This is a genomic window from Pseudomonas sp. B10(2017) (assembly GCF_002113295.1).
Taxonomy (GTDB): domain Bacteria; phylum Pseudomonadota; class Gammaproteobacteria; order Pseudomonadales; family Pseudomonadaceae; genus Aquipseudomonas; species Aquipseudomonas pudica.
Genome location: NZ_NEJU01000001.1, coordinates 426,698 through 442,983, shown reverse-complemented (window position 1 = coordinate 442,983; position 16,286 = coordinate 426,698). Strand labels below are relative to the sequence as shown.

Annotated in this window: 14 protein-coding genes; 3 read left to right on the top strand and 11 right to left on the bottom strand. The window is 63.0% G+C overall.

What is annotated here, in order from left to right; translation table 11 throughout:
- Window positions 1-17: 17 nt before the first annotated feature.
- The 5 genes from benB to hisN all read right to left on the bottom strand — a co-directional run bounded on the left by benB (window position 18) and on the right by hisN (window position 5,015).
- Entirely contained in the window at window positions 18-503 is a 486-nt protein-coding gene (gene benB / locus CAF92_RS02180) for a benzoate 1,2-dioxygenase small subunit (RefSeq protein WP_046614215.1), read from the bottom strand.
- Window positions 500-1,858 (bottom strand): benzoate 1,2-dioxygenase large subunit, encoded by a 1,359-nt coding sequence (benA, locus tag CAF92_RS02175; RefSeq protein ID WP_085598889.1) that lies wholly within the window; start codon window positions 1,856-1,858, stop codon window positions 500-502. Before benA ends, benB begins: the two co-directional genes overlap by 4 nt.
- Before the next feature lie 159 nt (window positions 1,859-2,017).
- Window positions 2,018-2,974: an AraC family transcriptional regulator gene (locus CAF92_RS02170; protein WP_085598888.1), complete on the bottom strand. Its 957-nt coding sequence runs from the start codon at window positions 2,972-2,974 to the stop codon at window positions 2,018-2,020.
- A 292-nt stretch (window positions 2,975-3,266) separates the two neighbouring features.
- Window positions 3,267-3,998, bottom strand: a complete 732-nt coding sequence (locus CAF92_RS02165; protein WP_046614385.1) for a hypothetical protein — start codon at window positions 3,996-3,998, stop codon at window positions 3,267-3,269.
- A 225-nt stretch (window positions 3,999-4,223) separates the two neighbouring features.
- Window positions 4,224-5,015, bottom strand: a complete 792-nt coding sequence (gene hisN, locus CAF92_RS02160) for a histidinol-phosphatase (RefSeq protein ID WP_085598886.1) — start codon at window positions 5,013-5,015, stop codon at window positions 4,224-4,226.
- A gap of 147 nt (window positions 5,016-5,162) precedes the next feature.
- Here hisN and CAF92_RS02155 point away from each other — a divergent pair, with 147 nt between their 5' ends.
- Both CAF92_RS02155 and CAF92_RS02150 read left to right on the top strand, forming a co-directional pair.
- Window positions 5,163-6,053, top strand: a complete 891-nt coding sequence (locus CAF92_RS02155) for a universal stress protein (protein WP_046614219.1) — start codon at window positions 5,163-5,165, stop codon at window positions 6,051-6,053.
- A 242-nt stretch (window positions 6,054-6,295) separates the two neighbouring features.
- On the top strand, window positions 6,296-8,425 hold the full coding sequence (locus CAF92_RS02150; protein ID WP_085598884.1) for a TonB-dependent siderophore receptor: 2,130 nt from the start codon (window positions 6,296-6,298) through the stop codon (window positions 8,423-8,425).
- Between the two features lie 114 nt (window positions 8,426-8,539).
- On the opposite strand, the gene CAF92_RS02145 is transcribed toward CAF92_RS02150, so the two are convergent.
- The 4 genes from CAF92_RS02145 to CAF92_RS02130 all read right to left on the bottom strand — a co-directional run bounded on the left by CAF92_RS02145 (window position 8,540) and on the right by CAF92_RS02130 (window position 11,494).
- On the bottom strand, window positions 8,540-9,061 hold the full coding sequence (locus CAF92_RS02145; protein WP_046614221.1) for an acyloxyacyl hydrolase: 522 nt from the start codon (window positions 9,059-9,061) through the stop codon (window positions 8,540-8,542).
- Between the two features lie 196 nt (window positions 9,062-9,257).
- Complete coding sequence (locus CAF92_RS02140; protein ID WP_085598882.1) at window positions 9,258-10,004, bottom strand: phytanoyl-CoA dioxygenase family protein; 747 nt, start codon at window positions 10,002-10,004, stop codon at window positions 9,258-9,260.
- Between the two features lie 54 nt (window positions 10,005-10,058).
- A complete protein-coding gene (locus tag CAF92_RS02135; RefSeq protein ID WP_046614223.1) occupies window positions 10,059-10,502 on the bottom strand; it encodes a hypothetical protein in 444 nt (147 codons plus the stop codon).
- A gap of 125 nt (window positions 10,503-10,627) precedes the next feature.
- Entirely contained in the window at window positions 10,628-11,494 is an 867-nt protein-coding gene (locus tag CAF92_RS02130; RefSeq protein ID WP_013972688.1) for a LysR substrate-binding domain-containing protein, read from the bottom strand.
- 107 nt (window positions 11,495-11,601) lie between these two features.
- On the opposite strand from CAF92_RS02130, the gene CAF92_RS02125 reads away from it, so the two are divergent.
- Window positions 11,602-12,987: an aldehyde dehydrogenase family protein gene (locus CAF92_RS02125; RefSeq protein ID WP_085598880.1), complete on the top strand. Its 1,386-nt coding sequence runs from the start codon at window positions 11,602-11,604 to the stop codon at window positions 12,985-12,987.
- Between the two features lie 151 nt (window positions 12,988-13,138).
- Here the strand turns inward: CAF92_RS02125 and CAF92_RS02120 are convergent, their stop codons facing one another.
- Complete coding sequence (locus tag CAF92_RS02120) at window positions 13,139-15,049, bottom strand: AAA family ATPase (protein ID WP_085598878.1); 1,911 nt, start codon at window positions 15,047-15,049, stop codon at window positions 13,139-13,141.
- 175 nt (window positions 15,050-15,224) lie between these two features.
- Window positions 15,225-16,124, bottom strand: coding sequence for a helix-turn-helix domain-containing protein (locus tag CAF92_RS02115; RefSeq protein WP_085598876.1), 900 nt, complete (start codon window positions 16,122-16,124; stop codon window positions 15,225-15,227).
- Window positions 16,125-16,286 lie beyond the last annotated feature (162 nt).

Below are 16,286 nucleotides of genomic sequence, written 5' to 3'. Positions count from 1 at the left end.
GCTCGCAAAACCCTGGATCAGATGTGGTAGATGTCGATGACCTGGCGCACGTAGTCGTTCTTCAACACCACTTTCTTGGCCTTGATCAGCGGCTGCTCGCCGCGCAGGTCGAGGGTGTAGAAGCTGGTGCCGAAGTAACTGTCGGTAGTCTTGTAGCGGAAGCTCAGGGTGTGCCAGTTGAAGCGCACCAGGCAGCTGCCCTCGGCCTGCTCGACGATCTCGATGTTGCTGATGTTGTGCGAGGTACGGGTGTCGGGCACGGTCGCACTGGAGCGCTCGGTCTTGATGCGGAACACCCGATCTTCCAGGCCGCCGCGGTTGCCGTACCAGATCAGCGAGATTTCGCTTTGTGGGTCTTCGGTAAGGGTGTCGTCATCGTCCCAGCTCGGCATCCAGAAGCTGGCGTCGCTGGCGTACAGCTCCAGCCACTGGTCCCACTGGGCATCGTCCAGGTAGCGCGCTTCGCGGTAGAGGAAGTCGCGCACGGTTTCATACAGGCTCATTGCACGGCCTCCACGGGGATCAGTTGCTGTTCGTCCTTCAGCGCCTGGATCATGGTGTCCTGCCAGTACTTGTGCTGCAGCACGAACAGGCCTTCGTCCTCGGTGCGTACGCCGGACAGCAGCGGCTTGAGCTCGATTTCCCTGGCCGCTTCGTCGGCGCCTTCCACCCAGTGCGCCGCGCCGCGGGACATGTCGTTCCAGCCGGTGCCGCCGCCGTAGCCGGTCTGGCACGAGCGGAACTCTTCCAGGTCGTCCGGGGTGGCCATGCCGCTGACGTTGAAGAAGTCTTCGTACTGGCGAATGCGTTTGGCGCGGGCATCGGCGCTCTCGCCTTTCGGCGCGATGCAGTAGATGGTGATTTCGGTCTTGTTCACCGAAATCGGCCGGGCGATGCGGATCTGCGAGCTGAACTGGTCCATCAGGTACACGTTCGGGTACAGGCACAGGTTGCGCGAGTTCTCGATCATCCAGTCGGCACGGGCCTGGCCGAAGTCGGCGGCCAGCTGGTCACGGCGCTCGTAGGCCGGGCGGTCCTCGGGGTTGGCCCAGCGGGTCCACAGCAGCAGGTGGCCGTGGTCGAAGGAGTAGAAGCCACCGCCCTGCTTGGCCCAGGCGCCGGCGCTCATGGTCTTGATCTCTTCACCCGCCTCGCGCTGCTTGCGCTGGTTCTGGGTGGCGGCGTAGTTCCAGTGCACGGAACTGACATGGTAGCCGTCGGCGCCGTTCTCGGCAGTGAGCTTCCAGTTGCCTTCGTAGATGTACGAGCTGGCACCGCGCAGCACTTCCAGGCCTTCCGGCGACTGGTCGACGATCATGTCGATGATCTTGGCCGACTCGCCCAGGTGCTCGACCAGCGGCTTGACGTCGGCATTCAGGCTGCCGAACAGGAAGCCACGGTACGACTCGAAGCGCGCCACCTTGGTCAGGTCGTGGGAGCCGTCGCAGTTGAAGCTGTCGGGGTAGCCGGCGTTGCTGGGGTCTTTGACCTTGAGCAGCTTGCCGCTGTTGTTGAAGGTCCAGCCGTGGAACGGGCAGGTGTAGCTGGAGCGGTTGCCGCGCTTGTGCCGGCAGAGCATGGCGCCGCGGTGGCTGCAGGCGTTGAGGAAGGCATTGAGCTCACCTTCCTTGTTGCGCGCGATGAAGATCGGCTGGCGCCCCATGGTCAGGGTGAGGAAGTCGTTTTTCTCGGGGATCTGGCTTTCATGGGCCAGGTAGATCCAGTTGCCCTCGAAGATGTGTTTCATCTCCAGGTCGAACAGGCGTGGGTCGGTGAACATCTCGCGCTTGCAGCGGTAGATGCCCTTTTCACGGTCGTCCTCGAGCAAGGCATTGAGGTAGTCGAATCCCAGGGACATGGCCAGGGTCTCCCTTGTTATTGTTTAGACCTGGTCAGGTTAGGGATTGGTATTGGGTGGGAATATCCGGTTTGTGCGCGGTGCTATCCGTTTTGTGCAAGTTGGTGTTTCTGCGGGGCCCTGTGGGCGCGGGTTCACCCGCGAAGAGGCCGGTGCGGCTCAGCGCCGATTTCGCAAGGTTTCCGAGGGCAACTCGCCAAACTGCTGCCGATACACCTCGGAAAACCGCCCCAGGTGCATGAAGCCATAATCCATGGCCAGTTCGGTCACGCTGCGTACCGCGCAACTGGCATCAGCCAGGCAGGCGTGTACCTGCTCCAGCTTGCGCTGGCGCACATACTGCTTGGGTGTGGTCTGCAGATGCCGGTCAAACAATGCATACAAGGAGCGCAGGCTCATGCACGCCTGCTCCGCCAGCGCTTCAGCTGTCAGTTCAAGCTTCAGGTTGCGGTCGATGTGGTCGATGATCCGTTCAAGGCTTGCGCCCGGCGAACACAGGCTTTCGCGGCGGATATTGGTGCTCATCAGGGTCAGCAGCTTGCTGGCTACGATCTGGCTGTAATGGCCCTGCACCCTGGGCAGCGAATCGCTCACCTCTGCCTCCTGGCAGACCATCGCCAGCAGGTTGACGAACCCATCCAGCTCGTCCAGCCGGTAATGGTTGCGCAAGAACCGCACCCCGCCATCGGGGCGGTGCCAGCGTTGTTCGTCGCAGATCGAATCCAGTAGCCGGGTCGGCACCTTGAGGATGAACTTTTCGCAGTCCTCCGAATAAGTCAGGTCAACCGGGTCGTCGGGGTTGATCAGCAACAGCTCGCCCGGCACCAGGTGATGCTCGCGCTTGTGCCCACGCCACAGGCAGTTGCCGTTCAGCAGTACCTGCAGGTGGTAGATGGTTTCCAGTGCCGGCGAGGTAACGCGCACGCTGCCGCCGTAGCTGATGCGGCACAGGTCCAACTCAGCGAACTTGCGGTGGCTGAGGCTGGCTTGCGGATGAGTGGTGCGGGACAAGCCGATGCAATGCTGGCCTACATGCTGGTTGACATAATCAGACACAGCATAAGGATCGGCGTGATGAAACACGCTACTGCGCTCGCTCAGCAGGCGGCTTTCCATAGGCAAGGCACTCGGTATTATTGTTCTGGTTGCCGCTCCCTACCGCCCGGTGGGCTGTGGTTGCGGTCGTCACGGTCATTCTATCGAGCCGGTTGCGGTTCACGGGGGCAGGCGACAACCGGTGGATGGGCACACTTAAGCAAAAAGCCGGGGGTTGGGCAATGCGGCCTTGGGAATGGATGGGCGGATAGCGGACAGACGGGACAGGGGCCGCGTTCGTTTATCGAACGGTATTATTCTGCGCCGCGAAGAGGCCGGTACAGGTTACCCAGAATTCCCGAAACCGCTCACGTCACTGTACAGGCAGGAAGTTCATCAGCAGCAAGCTTTGCGCATAATTCAACCCAATACGCCTGTATCGCTCGTCCAGCAATTCCGCCAGCAAGTCCAGCCGTGCCACGATCTTGCCGAACTCCACGGCAAAACTCAGGTTGCTGCCCTCTTCCGATATTTCGTTGGAGAACAACAGCAGCACACCATTGGCATCCTGCCGCTGGCTCAACATCCAGGTGGCCTTCTCGATATTGCGCGCCGCGTTATTGACGAACAGCGGGTCGATGGTATCGGTCATGTAGAACTCGGTACGGCCGCCGTGCGCGGTGATCAGCATGCTGCCGATGGCGTAGATGAAGGCGCCGACCCGGTCACCACGAAATTCGGGGCTCAGGGCGTAGCTCAAGGCTGCCAGGTCGCGACGGTTGCCCAGTTGCGCCAAGGGCTGGCGTTGTTCGATGGCGATACGGATCTGCCGCTCGGCAGTGGCAGCATCCACGTAGCCGGACAGCTTCCACTGGTTGGGGTTGCGCAGGTACAGCTTGTTCATCAACAGGTACAAGCTCTGCAGGTTGTCGCGCATGGACAGCGTGGCCAGGCGATCGACGCTGGTCTGGAACAGTTCGCTGGGCTTGCCGTTGCCAAGCTGGTTGACCATGTCGCGTCCCTGCTGCTGAGTGCAGGCGCACAGGCATGCGAAGGTGCCTGCCAATAGCAGGCGGGGGAAGAATATGGGCTTGCTTGCAACCATCGGCACCGGGTCGATATTCGGCGGCCGCACCGGGGATCAGTGTGGCCTGGCCAAGCATAGAGCCCGGAAATTGGAAAAAGTGCGGTGATTGGGAAGATAGTAAGCCTGTACCGGCCTCTTCGCGGGTAAACCCGCTCCCACAGGATCACCGCAAACCCTGAAAACTGTGCAGTACCTGTGGGAGCGGGTTTACCCGCGAAGAGGCCGGCGCAGGCAACACATGAATCACATGGCGTGACGCAACATCTCCACCACCTGCGCATGCAGCGCCGGGTCACCACAGGCCACTACACACCCGCCGTTCTGCGCACTGTTGCCATCCCACGCCGTGATCACCCCGCCCGCCCCTTCGATGATCGGCATCAGCGCCTGCACGTCATAAGGCTGCAGGCTCGCCTCGACGATCACGTCGACAAACCCGCAAGCCAGCATGCAGTACGCATAGCAGTCGCCACCGTAGCGCATCAGGCGCGCCTTGCCGGCAACGGCCTCGAACGCAGCCTTGCGCGCGGCGGTATCGAACATGTCCGGCGTGGTGCACATCAGCGTGGCCGACGCCAGGTCGGCACAGGCGCGGGTCTTCAATGGCGTACCGCTACGCCAGGCGCCTTCCGGTGTGCCGACAAAGCGTTCGCCGGTAAACGGCTGGTTCATCACCCCGACCACCGGGCGCGTGCCGTCGTTCAGGGCAATCAGCGTGCCCCACAGCGGCAGGCCGGTGATGAAGGCGCGAGTACCGTCGATCGGGTCGAGCACCCAGGTCAGTGGGCTGCTGCCGATTGCCACGCCGGCCTCTTCACCGAGAATGCCATGGTCGGGGTAGCGTGCCTGGATCAGCTCGCGCATGGCGTCCTCGGCTGCCTTGTCGGCCACGGTCACCGGGTCGTAAAGGCGCCCGCCCTTGTCCTCGACGTCCAGGCTGGCGCGAAAGTATGGCTTGATCGCCACGGCAGCAGCATCGGCCAGTTGCTCGGCAAAGGCGCGGAATTCGCCGATCTGTTCAGCACTCAGGGACATGGGGCGGGCCTCGTGAAAATGATGGGGCCCGCATAATACCCGACACGCCGTGCCGCGCCAGCCTCCATCGGCCGCCCATGCGGCCCCGCGCGGTCTAGACTGAACAAGACCAGATCACCGGGGGGCTGCCACACGTGGAGGTGTGAGATGAGCCAGTTCAAGCGTCTGTTCGTCATGCTCGGCCCGCAGATGCGCCACACGCCGGCGCTGCAACGCGCTGCGGCGTTGGCGGAGTCCAGCGGTGCGTTGCTGGATATCAACGTGTTCGTCGACGATGTCGACACCTTCGGTTTGATGAGCGATAGCCGCGAGCGTGAGCGACTGCTCAGCGACAACCGCCAATGGTTGGCGGACGAAGCCGAGCAATTGGCCAACGCCGGCCTGGATGTGTCTACCGAGCTGCTGCTGACCCGCGACCCGCTGGGTAGCGTGCTGGAGCGAGTCGAACGGCTGGGTTGCGACCTGCTGATCAAGGACGTGCAGCACGAACCGGTGCTCAAGCGCCTGCTGGTAACGCCATTGGACTGGCAGTTGCTGAAGGACAGCCCGGTCGCCGTGCACCTGGTCAGTGATATCCGCCTGCCGCTGCCCCGGCAGATTGCCGCCGCAGTGGACCTGAACAGCCACGGTGCCGGCGAGCACTTGGATGAGCAGGTGATCCACTGTGCTCATGCCCTGGCCCTGCAGTGCAATGCCGAACTGCACCTGCTGCATGTGTGCGACGCGGCCAAGACTCACATTGCCGACTTCGGCGCCGGCACTGTGACCATGCCCGGCTTTGATGCCAGCGTGCGGACCGCGCAGCGGGCAGCGTTCAACCGGCTGGGCGACCACCACCAGATCCCGCTGGAACGCAGGCACTTCCTGGAAGGGGCCGCGATCAAGGCGATTGCCCAGTTCGTCGGCCACAGCCGGGCGGATGTGATCGTGATGGGCAGCCACCGGCATGACGCCATGCAGACGTTTCTGGGCGGGACCACGGCGCATGTGCTGGAGCATCCGCTGTGCAATGTGCTGGCGATCAAGGCGGTTCGCTGAGTGCTGCTTCACCTGAACTGGCCTATTCGCGGGCGCGCCCGCTCCCACAGGATCGTCACAAGCTCAGGCTTTGTGCATGACCTGTGGGAGCGGGCGTGCCCGCGAAGAATCCAGCACAAATTCCACTTGGTATCTGGTACACCAGTACCACATAAAAAGAATGCATTTGATAATGATTCGTAGTAGTTTCTCGGCGCTTGCCCACCCTGTCCTCAGCGCCCTACTCCAGGATCGTACCGTCGATGCGTCGCACGTTCGTTTCGCTTTGTGTGCTTCATGCTGTCTCCCCGCTGGCCTTTGCCGAGCCTGAACCGCTCGGCGAACCCGCCCAGATCGAACTCCAGGCCCTGAACATCACCAGCAGCGCCGACAGCGAACGTGCCGATGGCCCGGTCGATGGCTACAAGGCTACCCGCTCGGCCAGTGCCACCCGCACCGACACCGCCCTGCACGAAACCCCGCAATCGGTCAGCGTGGTGCCCAAGGATGTACTGGAAGATACCGGCGCCACGCGTCTGCAGGACGGCCTGGACTATGCCGGCGGTGTCGGCCGCGCCAACAACTTCGGCGGCCAGGGCCTGACCACTTTCACCGTACGTGGCTTCACCACCGGCGAGTTCTACCGCAACGGTTTCCCGATCAACCGCGGCTACCCCAACGCACCCGACGCCAACACCGTCGAGCGCCTGGAAGTGATCCGTGGCCCGGCCAGCAGCCTGTATGGCCGTGGCGACCCCGGCGGCACCTTCAACGTGGTCAGCAAGCAGCCGCTGCCGGAATCCAAGGTCACCCTGGGCAGCCAGTTCGATGACCAGGGCATGCACCGTGCGACCCTGGACACCACGGGGCCGCTGAACCAGGACGGCTCGCTGGCCTACCGCCTGAACCTGCTGGGCGAAGGCGGCGAAAGCTTCCGTGACGACGTGGAAAGCGAGCGCTATGACGTTGCGCCGGTGCTCAGCTGGCAGGTAAACGACAGTACGAAGATCGTCTTCGAGGGCGATTTCATGCGCAACAACCACCCGCTGGACCGTGGCCTGACCCGCTACGCCACCCAGACCGGCAGTGCCTCGCGGGACACCTATATCTGGGAAAAGGGCAGCGACAACCTGCTGCACAATGACAACAACATGGCTCAGGTGCGCTTCGAACACCTGCTCAACGACAACTGGACGCTGGGTGGAGGCTTCCAGTACCTCGATGGCTCACTCAAAGGCAATGCTGTAGAGGCCACCAGTGCCCCCGCAGATGGCCGTACCCTGCAGCGCAACTTCAATTACCGCAAGCTGGAGTGGACCGACCGCGACTGGCAGTTGAACCTCACCGGGCATTTCGATACAGGTGCGTTCAGCCATACCTTGCTGACCGGCGTCGAGTACGAGAACTACCACTACAGTTCGATCATTCGACGTTCCACCGCGCCCTACACAGTCGATATCTACAACCCGGTACTAGGCCAGCCACGGCCGGAGCTGGCAGCGGTACCAACAACCTGGGACAGCGAGAAGCTCGAGACCTGGGCGTATTTCATCCAGGACCAGGTGGCCCTGACGGAGCGCCTGAAGGCACTTGCAGGTGTACGCTTCGAGCGTTTCGAGCATGATTACGACGACAAGCGGCCCGCAAACCGCGACTTCAGCAAAGGCGAAAACGGCGTCACCCCACGCTTCGGCCTGATCTACGACCTGACCGATACGGTTGCGGTCTATGCCAACACCGCGCGCTCGTTCAAGCCCAATACAGGCACGCCAAGCGGGGGCGGAGGCTTCGACCCGGAAAAAGGCAAATCCTACGAACTGGGTGTGAAATGGGAGGCACTCGACCGCCAGTTGAGCATCGACGCGGCGATCTATCACATCGTCAAGGAGAACGTCCTGGCGCGCGACCCGAACGACTCAACCGGTACCTACAGTATTGCGGCCGGCGAAGTGCGCAGCCGTGGCCTGGACATCAACATCGCCGGCAACCTGACGCCGGAGTGGCGCGTGATCGGTGGTTATGCCTACGTGGACGCCGAAGTGACCCAGGATACGACCCTGCCCAAGGGCACGCGCCTGGCCAACATCCCGCGCAACAGCTTCAGCCTGCTGAACACCTACGAGTTCCAGGATGGCCTGGCCAAGGGGCTGGGGTTGGGGGTTGGGGTGAAGTACGTGGATGATCGGGCCGGCCAGACGGCAGCCACGACCTACACCATGGAGCGCTACAGCGTGGTCGACCTGCTGAGCTTCTACAAGGTCAACGAACACGTGCGGTTGAACCTGGACGTGAAGAACGTGTTCAACAAGGGCTATGACGAGGGCGCGTTCAACAACTACGTCTACCCGGGTGCGCCGCGGACGGTGCAGGCTGGAGTTTCGCATACCTTCTGACCGTTCCTGGGGCTGCTTTGCAGCCCATCGCGACACAAGGCCGCTCCTAAGGAAACCGCGATCTCCTGTAGGAGCGGCCTTGTGTCGCGATGGGCCGCAAAGCGGCCCCCGGTCTCAGAACCCTTTGCTGTAGAACAGCGAGTACGATTCGATGCCGTCGTTAGGCTGCTTGAGCCCCGCATTGGAGTAATGCATCGCGCGGATCCCCACCTTCTGCTCCCCCGGCAGTTTCAGGCCGAAACCGATGCGGTCTTCGAAGTTGACCGACGAGCCCAGGCGCTGGTCGCCCACATCGGTCTTGGAAAACGCCGCCAGGCCAATGCCGGCCTCGATGTACGGGGTATAGGTGAAACCGCTGAACTCGTAGGTGAACACCGGGCTGAACGACAGCGAGTGCGCACCACTGGCCTCACCGCCTTCCCAATAGGTGTAGGCCGCATCCCAGTACCCGGTCAGGTGACCGGTGCTGCTTTCCAGCCATTTCTTGTCCCAGTCGAACGACAGGCCAATACGGTAGGTCATGTCGCCTTGGCCAGTGGCGCCGACGGCGCCGGTCACCTGTGCTGCCTGAGCCAGATTCGTTCCGGCAAAGGCCAGCACTGCAGCAGCCAGCGAAGCTGCTAGACGGGTTTTCATCAATGACTTCTCCTGATGGTCTATACGGCAAGTGGGGGCTTGGGCCCCTCGAGCTTATGCGCTGACCGGATGCATCCAGACCGGTCACACGAAGTAATACTTTTCTGATTATCGACCAGATAAACAGAAAGTTGAAAGTAATTGCCACCATTGGCTAATACCCTGCGCCAGCATCTGCCATGCCGAACAGCAGTGGTCAGTCGTATTCCGCCTCTTCGTGTTCGCCCAGCAGGCGCCTTTGCCTGGGCGTGGCCTCCTCCAGCACCTGCGGGTTGAAGCGCCAGTTCAGGTACGGCGAAAATTTCTGCGCGACCATGCGCCGGCCATAGTGCACTTGCAGCATGTCGCGCTCGCGTGACTGGGTGCAGTTGGCCCCGCCGCTGTGCCAGACATCACTGCGAAACACCAGCGCGTCCCCTGCCTTGCACAGCACCGGCTGGGCTTCACGGCCCTGCCAGTGTTGCTCGCCAGCCTGCGGAGGCCGAGCCGCGCGGTGGCTGCCGGGCACAATCCAGGTCGGCCCGATGTGATGGTCGATATCGCTGAGGTACAACTGCGCAGTCAGAATCTGTGGGGGCTGGATGAAGTCGCCGCGCTCGCTCAGCCAGGCGGGCAACTGCATGGGCAGATGGTCCAGGTGCAGGGCCATGCCGGGGTAGCCCGGGTGGCTGCGCCAGGCGGTCTGGCCGATCACATGGCAGTCGGCGCCCAGCGCCGCTTCGGCCAGGGCAATCAGCGGGGGCAGGTCGAGAAAGGGCAGCCACAAAGGGTTGCGGTTGAACACGCATTTGTAGTGCTCCAGCAGCCCCTGGTAATCCCAATGGATGGGCTGCAGGTCATCGATAGCGCAGCGCAGCAAGGCGATACGCAAGGGCTCGAGCACACCGGGGAGCAACACATAGCCCCGCTCGTCCAACATCTCCAGCTGAAGATTCAGGCTCATGGGGATGCGCTCCTTTCGGGCAGGAGCACATCCGTACTCCTGCCCGTTTTTCCATCAACGCCAGTTCAGGTTCACGGTCGCGGGGGTCTTGCCATTCACGGTCACCAATTGCTGCACCGTCTCACCCTGGGCGTTGCCCGTCACTTTGTATTTGCCGGGAGGCAACTGCACATACAGCAGCGGCCCGGCATCCGTAACGCTGAGCACGGGCTGGCCCTGTGCATTCTGGATGTCGACGGTGGCACCGCTCTGGAACTTGCCTTCCGGGCCGGTGGAAAGTTCCACGTGCAGGTCGTAGCCCGGGGTCTTGCGCAGGGCGTTGGCTTCATCCTGGCCGATGCCGCCTTGCAGGTAGCGGACGCCGTTCTGCTCCTGCTGTTGCAATTGCACGGCCTGCATGTCGATGGGGGCATTGAGGTCGGCGGCGGCCGCCAAGGTCCATGGCAGTGCCAAGGCGACCAGCAGTGCCGCGCCGAGGGCATAGTGATGGTTACGCATGGTACGACCCTCCTTTCGAGGATGGCTTACCTATTATCTGATCCTTCGGACGTAACGGCGTTCGTGCAGATGCATGGTCGTCTGGATGAAATTCGCGTCATTGGTGTGAATATCGAGCTGCAACATCAGGTTGCGCGCCCTTCCTCGAGCAGTTTCACGAACATGCTCAAACTGCGCGATACCGTGCCCCGGCGCCACACCAGCCAGGTTTTCAGGTAGCGGAAATCCTCCGACATCGGCCAGGCACTGACGGTGCTGCAACCTGGCATGTTGTCGAGCATGCTGCGCGGCATCATGGCCAGTCCGGCACCGGCGCTGACGCAGGCCAGCATCCCGTGGTACGACTCCATTTCGTGGATCTTGCCCGGCACCGCCTGGTCCTGCACGAACCAGTTCTCGAAGTGGTGGCGGTACGAGCAGTTGGCGCGGAAGGCGTAGATGCTTTCACCGTTGACGTCCTGGGCGCGGGTTACCGGGGCGTGGTTGAGTGGCGCGATGACCATCATTTCTTCCTCGAACACCGGCATGCCCTCCAGCGTCGGGTGCAGCACCGGCCCGTCGACGAACGCCGCCACCAGGCGCCCGGACAGCACACCTTCGAGCATGGTCCCGGAGGGCCCGGTGGACAGGTCCAGGTCGACCTTGGGGTAGCGCTGGTTGTAGGCCGCCAGCAAGGCCGGGATGCGCACCGCCGCCGTGCTTTCCAGCGACCCCAGTGCGAAGGTGCCCTGCGGGTCTTCACCGGCCACGGTCAACCGCGCCTCGTGCACCAGGTCGAGGATGCGCCGGGTGTACTCGAGGAAGTTCCAGCCCGCGGGGGACAGGCGCAGGCGGCTCTTTTCGCGGATGAACAGCTCCACGCCCAGGTCCTCCTCCAGTTGCTTGATACGCGTGGTCAGGTTCGACGGCACCCGATGGATATGCTGCGCGGCGGCACTGATGCTGCCCTGTTCTGCCACGGCCTTGAAGATCTCCAGTTGCACCAGGTCCACAGCCTTTCTCCAAACGTGAATGTTTCGCTCATTATTATTCAGTTTTCATTAAAGCCATAGCCCACTAGTCTGGCGTCACGGTTAAACAACAACGAGAGTGTCCCGCCATGAGCGCGATCAGCAGCCTGACCCACGCCATCTCCCTCGACCCGTACAGCGGCGAGCAGATCGGCGCCTACCCGTTCGACACCGACGCCGCACTGGAAGCGGCGCTGCAACGCGCCAAGGTTGGCTACCGCCAGTGGCGCCAGGTGTCGCTGGGTCAGCGCAGCGAGTACCTGCTTGCCCTGGCCAGCACCCTCGAAACCAAGGCCGAAGCCTTCGCGCAAATGATCAGCCGCGAAATCGGCAAGCCTGTCGCCCAGGCCCGTGGTGAAGTCGGCAAGTGCGTCGGCCTGTGCCGCTGGTACGCCGAACATGGCCCGGCCATGCTCGCCGCCGAGCCGACCCAGGTCGAGAAAGCCCGCATCGAATACCGCCCGCTGGGCCCTATCCTGGCCGTGATGCCGTGGAACTTCCCGGTCTGGCAGGTATTGCGCGGCGCAGTGCCGGCGATCCTGGCCGGCAACACCTATGTACTCAAGCACGCGCCGAACGTGATGGGCAGTGCCTACCTGCTGGGCGAGCTGTTCAAGGATGCCGGCCTGCCGGAAGGCGTGTTCGAAGTGCTGAACGTGACCCCGGACGGCGTCACCCGAGCCATCAACGACCCGCGCATCGCCGCGGTGACCCTGACTGGCAGCGTGCGTGCCGGCATGGCGATTGGTGCGCAAGTCGGCGCGGCGCTGAAGAAGTGCGTGCTGGAGCTGGGCGGTTCCGACCCGTTCATCGTGCTGGCCGACGCCGACCTGGATGCCGCCGTGAAAGCAGCCGTGATCGGCCGTTACCAGAACACCGGCCAGGTCTGCGCTGCGGCCAAGCGCCTGATCGTAGAGGAAAGCATCGTTGACGAATTCACCCGCAAGTTCGTCGAGGCCACTCGCGAGCTGAAGGTCGGCAACCCGCTGGAAGAAGATACCTACATCGGCCCGATGGCCCGTTACGACCTGCGCGACGAGCTTGATGGCCAGGTCCAGGCGACCATCGCCGAAGGCGCCACCCTGCTGCTGGGCGGCCACAAGGTCGATGGCGTTGCCAACTTCTACGCGCCGACCGTGTTCGCGAACGTCACCCCGCAGATGACTGCGTTCAAGCAGGAGCTGTTCGGGCCGGTGGCGGCGATCATCAGCGCACGTGACGCGGAGCATGCGGTGGAGCTGGCCAACGATAGCGAGTTCGGCCTGGCCTCGACCATCTACACCGCCGACTACGCACTGGCCGAGCGCATGACCGCGGCGCTGGATACCGGCGGCGTGTTCATCAACGGCTACTGCGCTTCCGACCCTCGCGTGGCGTTTGGCGGGGTGAAGAAAAGCGGCTTCGGGCGTGAATTGTCGCACTTTGGCGTGCGTGAGTTCACCAATGCCCAGACTGTGTGGCTGGACCGTAACTGATCCGATGCTCAGGGGCCGCATTGCGGCCCTGTGGGAGCGGGTTTACCCGCGAATCAGGCGACACGGTGCCTGGCACCGGCTGCGCCGGTGTTCGCGGGTAAACCCGCTCCCACAAGGACTTTGAAGGGCTGAAAAAGCAGCCCGACGGGCCTCAATCGCGAACCTGGTCCTTGACCCAGTCCAGCATCCCCCCAGGCACGATCAGTTCATGCCGCGCCCGCGAACAGGCGGTATACAACCCCGCCAGCATACGCGCCCGTTCATTGCGGTTCCCCGCCACCTGCGGCACCACCATCAGCTCCGGCGACACCATCACCCGAGCGAACTCCATGTTCTTCACATCCCGTACCCGCCCCAGGAACAGCTTGGGTGCCTTGTCCCAACGGTAACGGCTCTTGGCCCTGGCAAAGTGTTCTGGCGTGTAGCCCTTGCGCAGCATGTTGGCCACGGCGACGAACGCCTTGTCATCACCCTTGTCCTGCTCCAGCGCCTGCCAGCTGGCATAGCGGAACAACATCGGGTGACGCGGCCGGGTGCCATGGCGGTACAGCTCGATGCAGTCTTCGACGAACAGTTCGAAGTCCTTGCGCGCGCTTTTCAGCAGCACGAACGGCACGCCCTGGTGGGTCAGGCGCTGGAACCAGCCAAACAGGCCCCATTCATCGTCGACGATCAGCGCCGTAGGCTGTTCCGGCACCGTTACCGCATCGAAGAAGCTGACCCGGGTGTAATGCTCGGCACTGCCGCTGAACGCTGCCTGGATCGCTGCCGGGTGGGCCTGGATCAGCGGGTTGAGCACGTTGTCCATCGCCGGCCCGGCCCGCAGTGAGTGGTCGATGTAACGCTGGCGGATGAAGCCGCCATGATGCGCGCTGAGGCCGTTGAGGTTCTGCAGTTCGTCACCCAGGGCAATGATCGACTGCGGGCTGCGGTCGAGCACGGCAAGCATCGGTGCCGACAGCTCGTGAGCCTCGTCGACGATGACATGGGTGTAGCGGCTGTCGATCACATGACCAGTCAGCGACAGCAGTTTGACCCGGTGGTAGTCGCGCACCGGCAACTGGATGTCCCGTGCCGACGGGCGAATCAGCTCCTGCCAGTACAGCCGTGCCTTTTCCAGCAACACCTCCTGGTCCAGTGGCGTGGTCCCAGGCCCTGCCCACGGCAAGTGATGCAACTGCAGCTGGGTGTCGGCACTGTGGCAGAACGTGCGTACCGCACGGATGCACAAGGCAACCACATCGCGCGCGGCGAGCGGGCCGATGTCGGGGATGGCCAGCCAACGTACCACCTGCGCATCCTGCGGGCGCCACGAAAGCTTGGTGCGATACGGGTCGCGCAGGCGCCAGCCATTGTTGGTGAGGTCGCGGTTGAGCAACTCGTCGGCCAACTGGCCAAAGGTCAGCGCGGTGTAGGCAGCGGCGTCCTTGACCCGCGCCTGCAGCGCGCGCAGCTGGCCTTCGGTCAAGGCCAGCAACAGCGTACGCTGCGGCTCGAGCAGCCTGGCGAACTGGTGAATCAGGAAGGTCTTGCCGGTGCCGGCAAAGCCCTGTACCGCCACCGACTCATCGATACCACTGAGGAATTCGCGCAGCAGGCGGTTCTGTTGGTCGCTGAGCATCAGGTCGCTGGCCAGTGACGGCAGGTACACCGGGTGCAGCGGAGTTGCCCGCTGGCGGTAGCTGTCGGCGAACTGGAAGTTCCACTGGCCCTCGGCGTCCAGCAGCTCGTCGGCCTGGTACTGCACCTCGGTCGACAGCAGTGCGATACCGTTTTCGCCCAGCATGCCCAGGCCCATGGCGAAGGCTTCGCGATCGAAGTGCTGCGCTACCTGGCCCTGGAAGCGCCCCGGCGCGGCGCCTTCGACCTCGTTGGCAATACGCACCATTTCGGCAAAGCGACGCTCCTGCGCATCCGCGGAGGCGGTGGCGGACTGGCGCGGCAGGTTCTGCACGAACAGCACTGCGGCGGCGTCGAGGACGCTGGCGGTGGTGAAGAAGTCGGTGATGGGCTCGCTGGCGAGGCGGTCGGCCTGGTCGCTGGGCAAAGGCAGGTAGAACATCGGCACCTCGGGTGGAATCAGGGCGGCACGATAGCAATTTTCGCGGTGGAATGCTGGGCTGTGTATGCCTGGGCCGGCCTCTTCGCGGGTGAACCTGCTCCCACAGGGACCTCACGATGCCTGCATTGAGGCGATCCTGTAGGAGCAGTTACACCATCAAGCTACACCACCAGACTCAGCCCCTGCCCCGCTTCAAGGTCTCACTGGGAAACTCCTTGAACAACTGCCGGTAACTCTCTGAAAATCTTCCCAAATGCCAGAACGACCAACGCATCGCCACCTCGGCCACGGTCACTTCACCGCCGCGCAGCAGATCGCGCCGTGCACCGTTCAGCCGGCGCAGGCGCAACCAGTGCACCGGTGGCATCCCGGTAAACGCCTTGAAGGCTTGTTGCAACTGACGCAGGGAAACCCCGGCAACATCCGCCAGCTCCACCAGGTTAAGCGTCTCCTCCGGGCAGTCGGCCGCCCACTCGCTCACCCGGCGCATGATCGCCCGTTCCTCGTCACGCCGGCCCAACGCCACGCCCTGCAGGCGCTGGCATGCGTTGTCGAGGATGAACAGGCAGTCCTCCAGCAGCTGCTCCGCCAGGGCCTGCCCCTGCAGCGGGCAATCCGCCTCGCCCAGGCGGGTCAGTGTCGCGCTCAGCCAACTGCCGAACAACGCATTCTGCCCACTGCCCAGCGGCACCATGAACAACCCTTCCAGGCGCTGCGGGTCAAGCCCATGACGGGCCAGGAAAGCCTGGTCGAACACGACCGCCACTTCCTGGTAGTTCTCCGGGGTGATCCAGATGTTGCGGCTCTGCTCGTTCAGCAGATACAGGCTGTTTTCGCTGCGGTCGAAGCAGAACGCCAGCGAACCGCTGGGTGCGCGGAAAAACTGCTCCACCCGGGTGTTCAGCCGCTCCTCGTACACCTCCACCCCGTCAAGCCCCAGGCAACGCAGTTCACCGCTGAAATGCCCAGGCGACATCTGCCGGTACTGCTGCTGCCAGCCAGGGGTGGCACGTACTTGTTCGGTCACGTCGGTGGTGTGGAAAGCCTGGACTTGCAGGGCATTGGCGGTTGTCACGCTCGGTCCTAGTTGCACTCTTTTGGTGCATTCATTGCCGGAGAAAGTGGATAGATCAGCCATGCGGGCTGCGACCAAGATAGTCTCCAGCGCGTCACCTGGGAAGCGGGACGCCTTCGAAACCGTTCACCGGTTTACGCTTGGCACGCTTGCTTCCACACT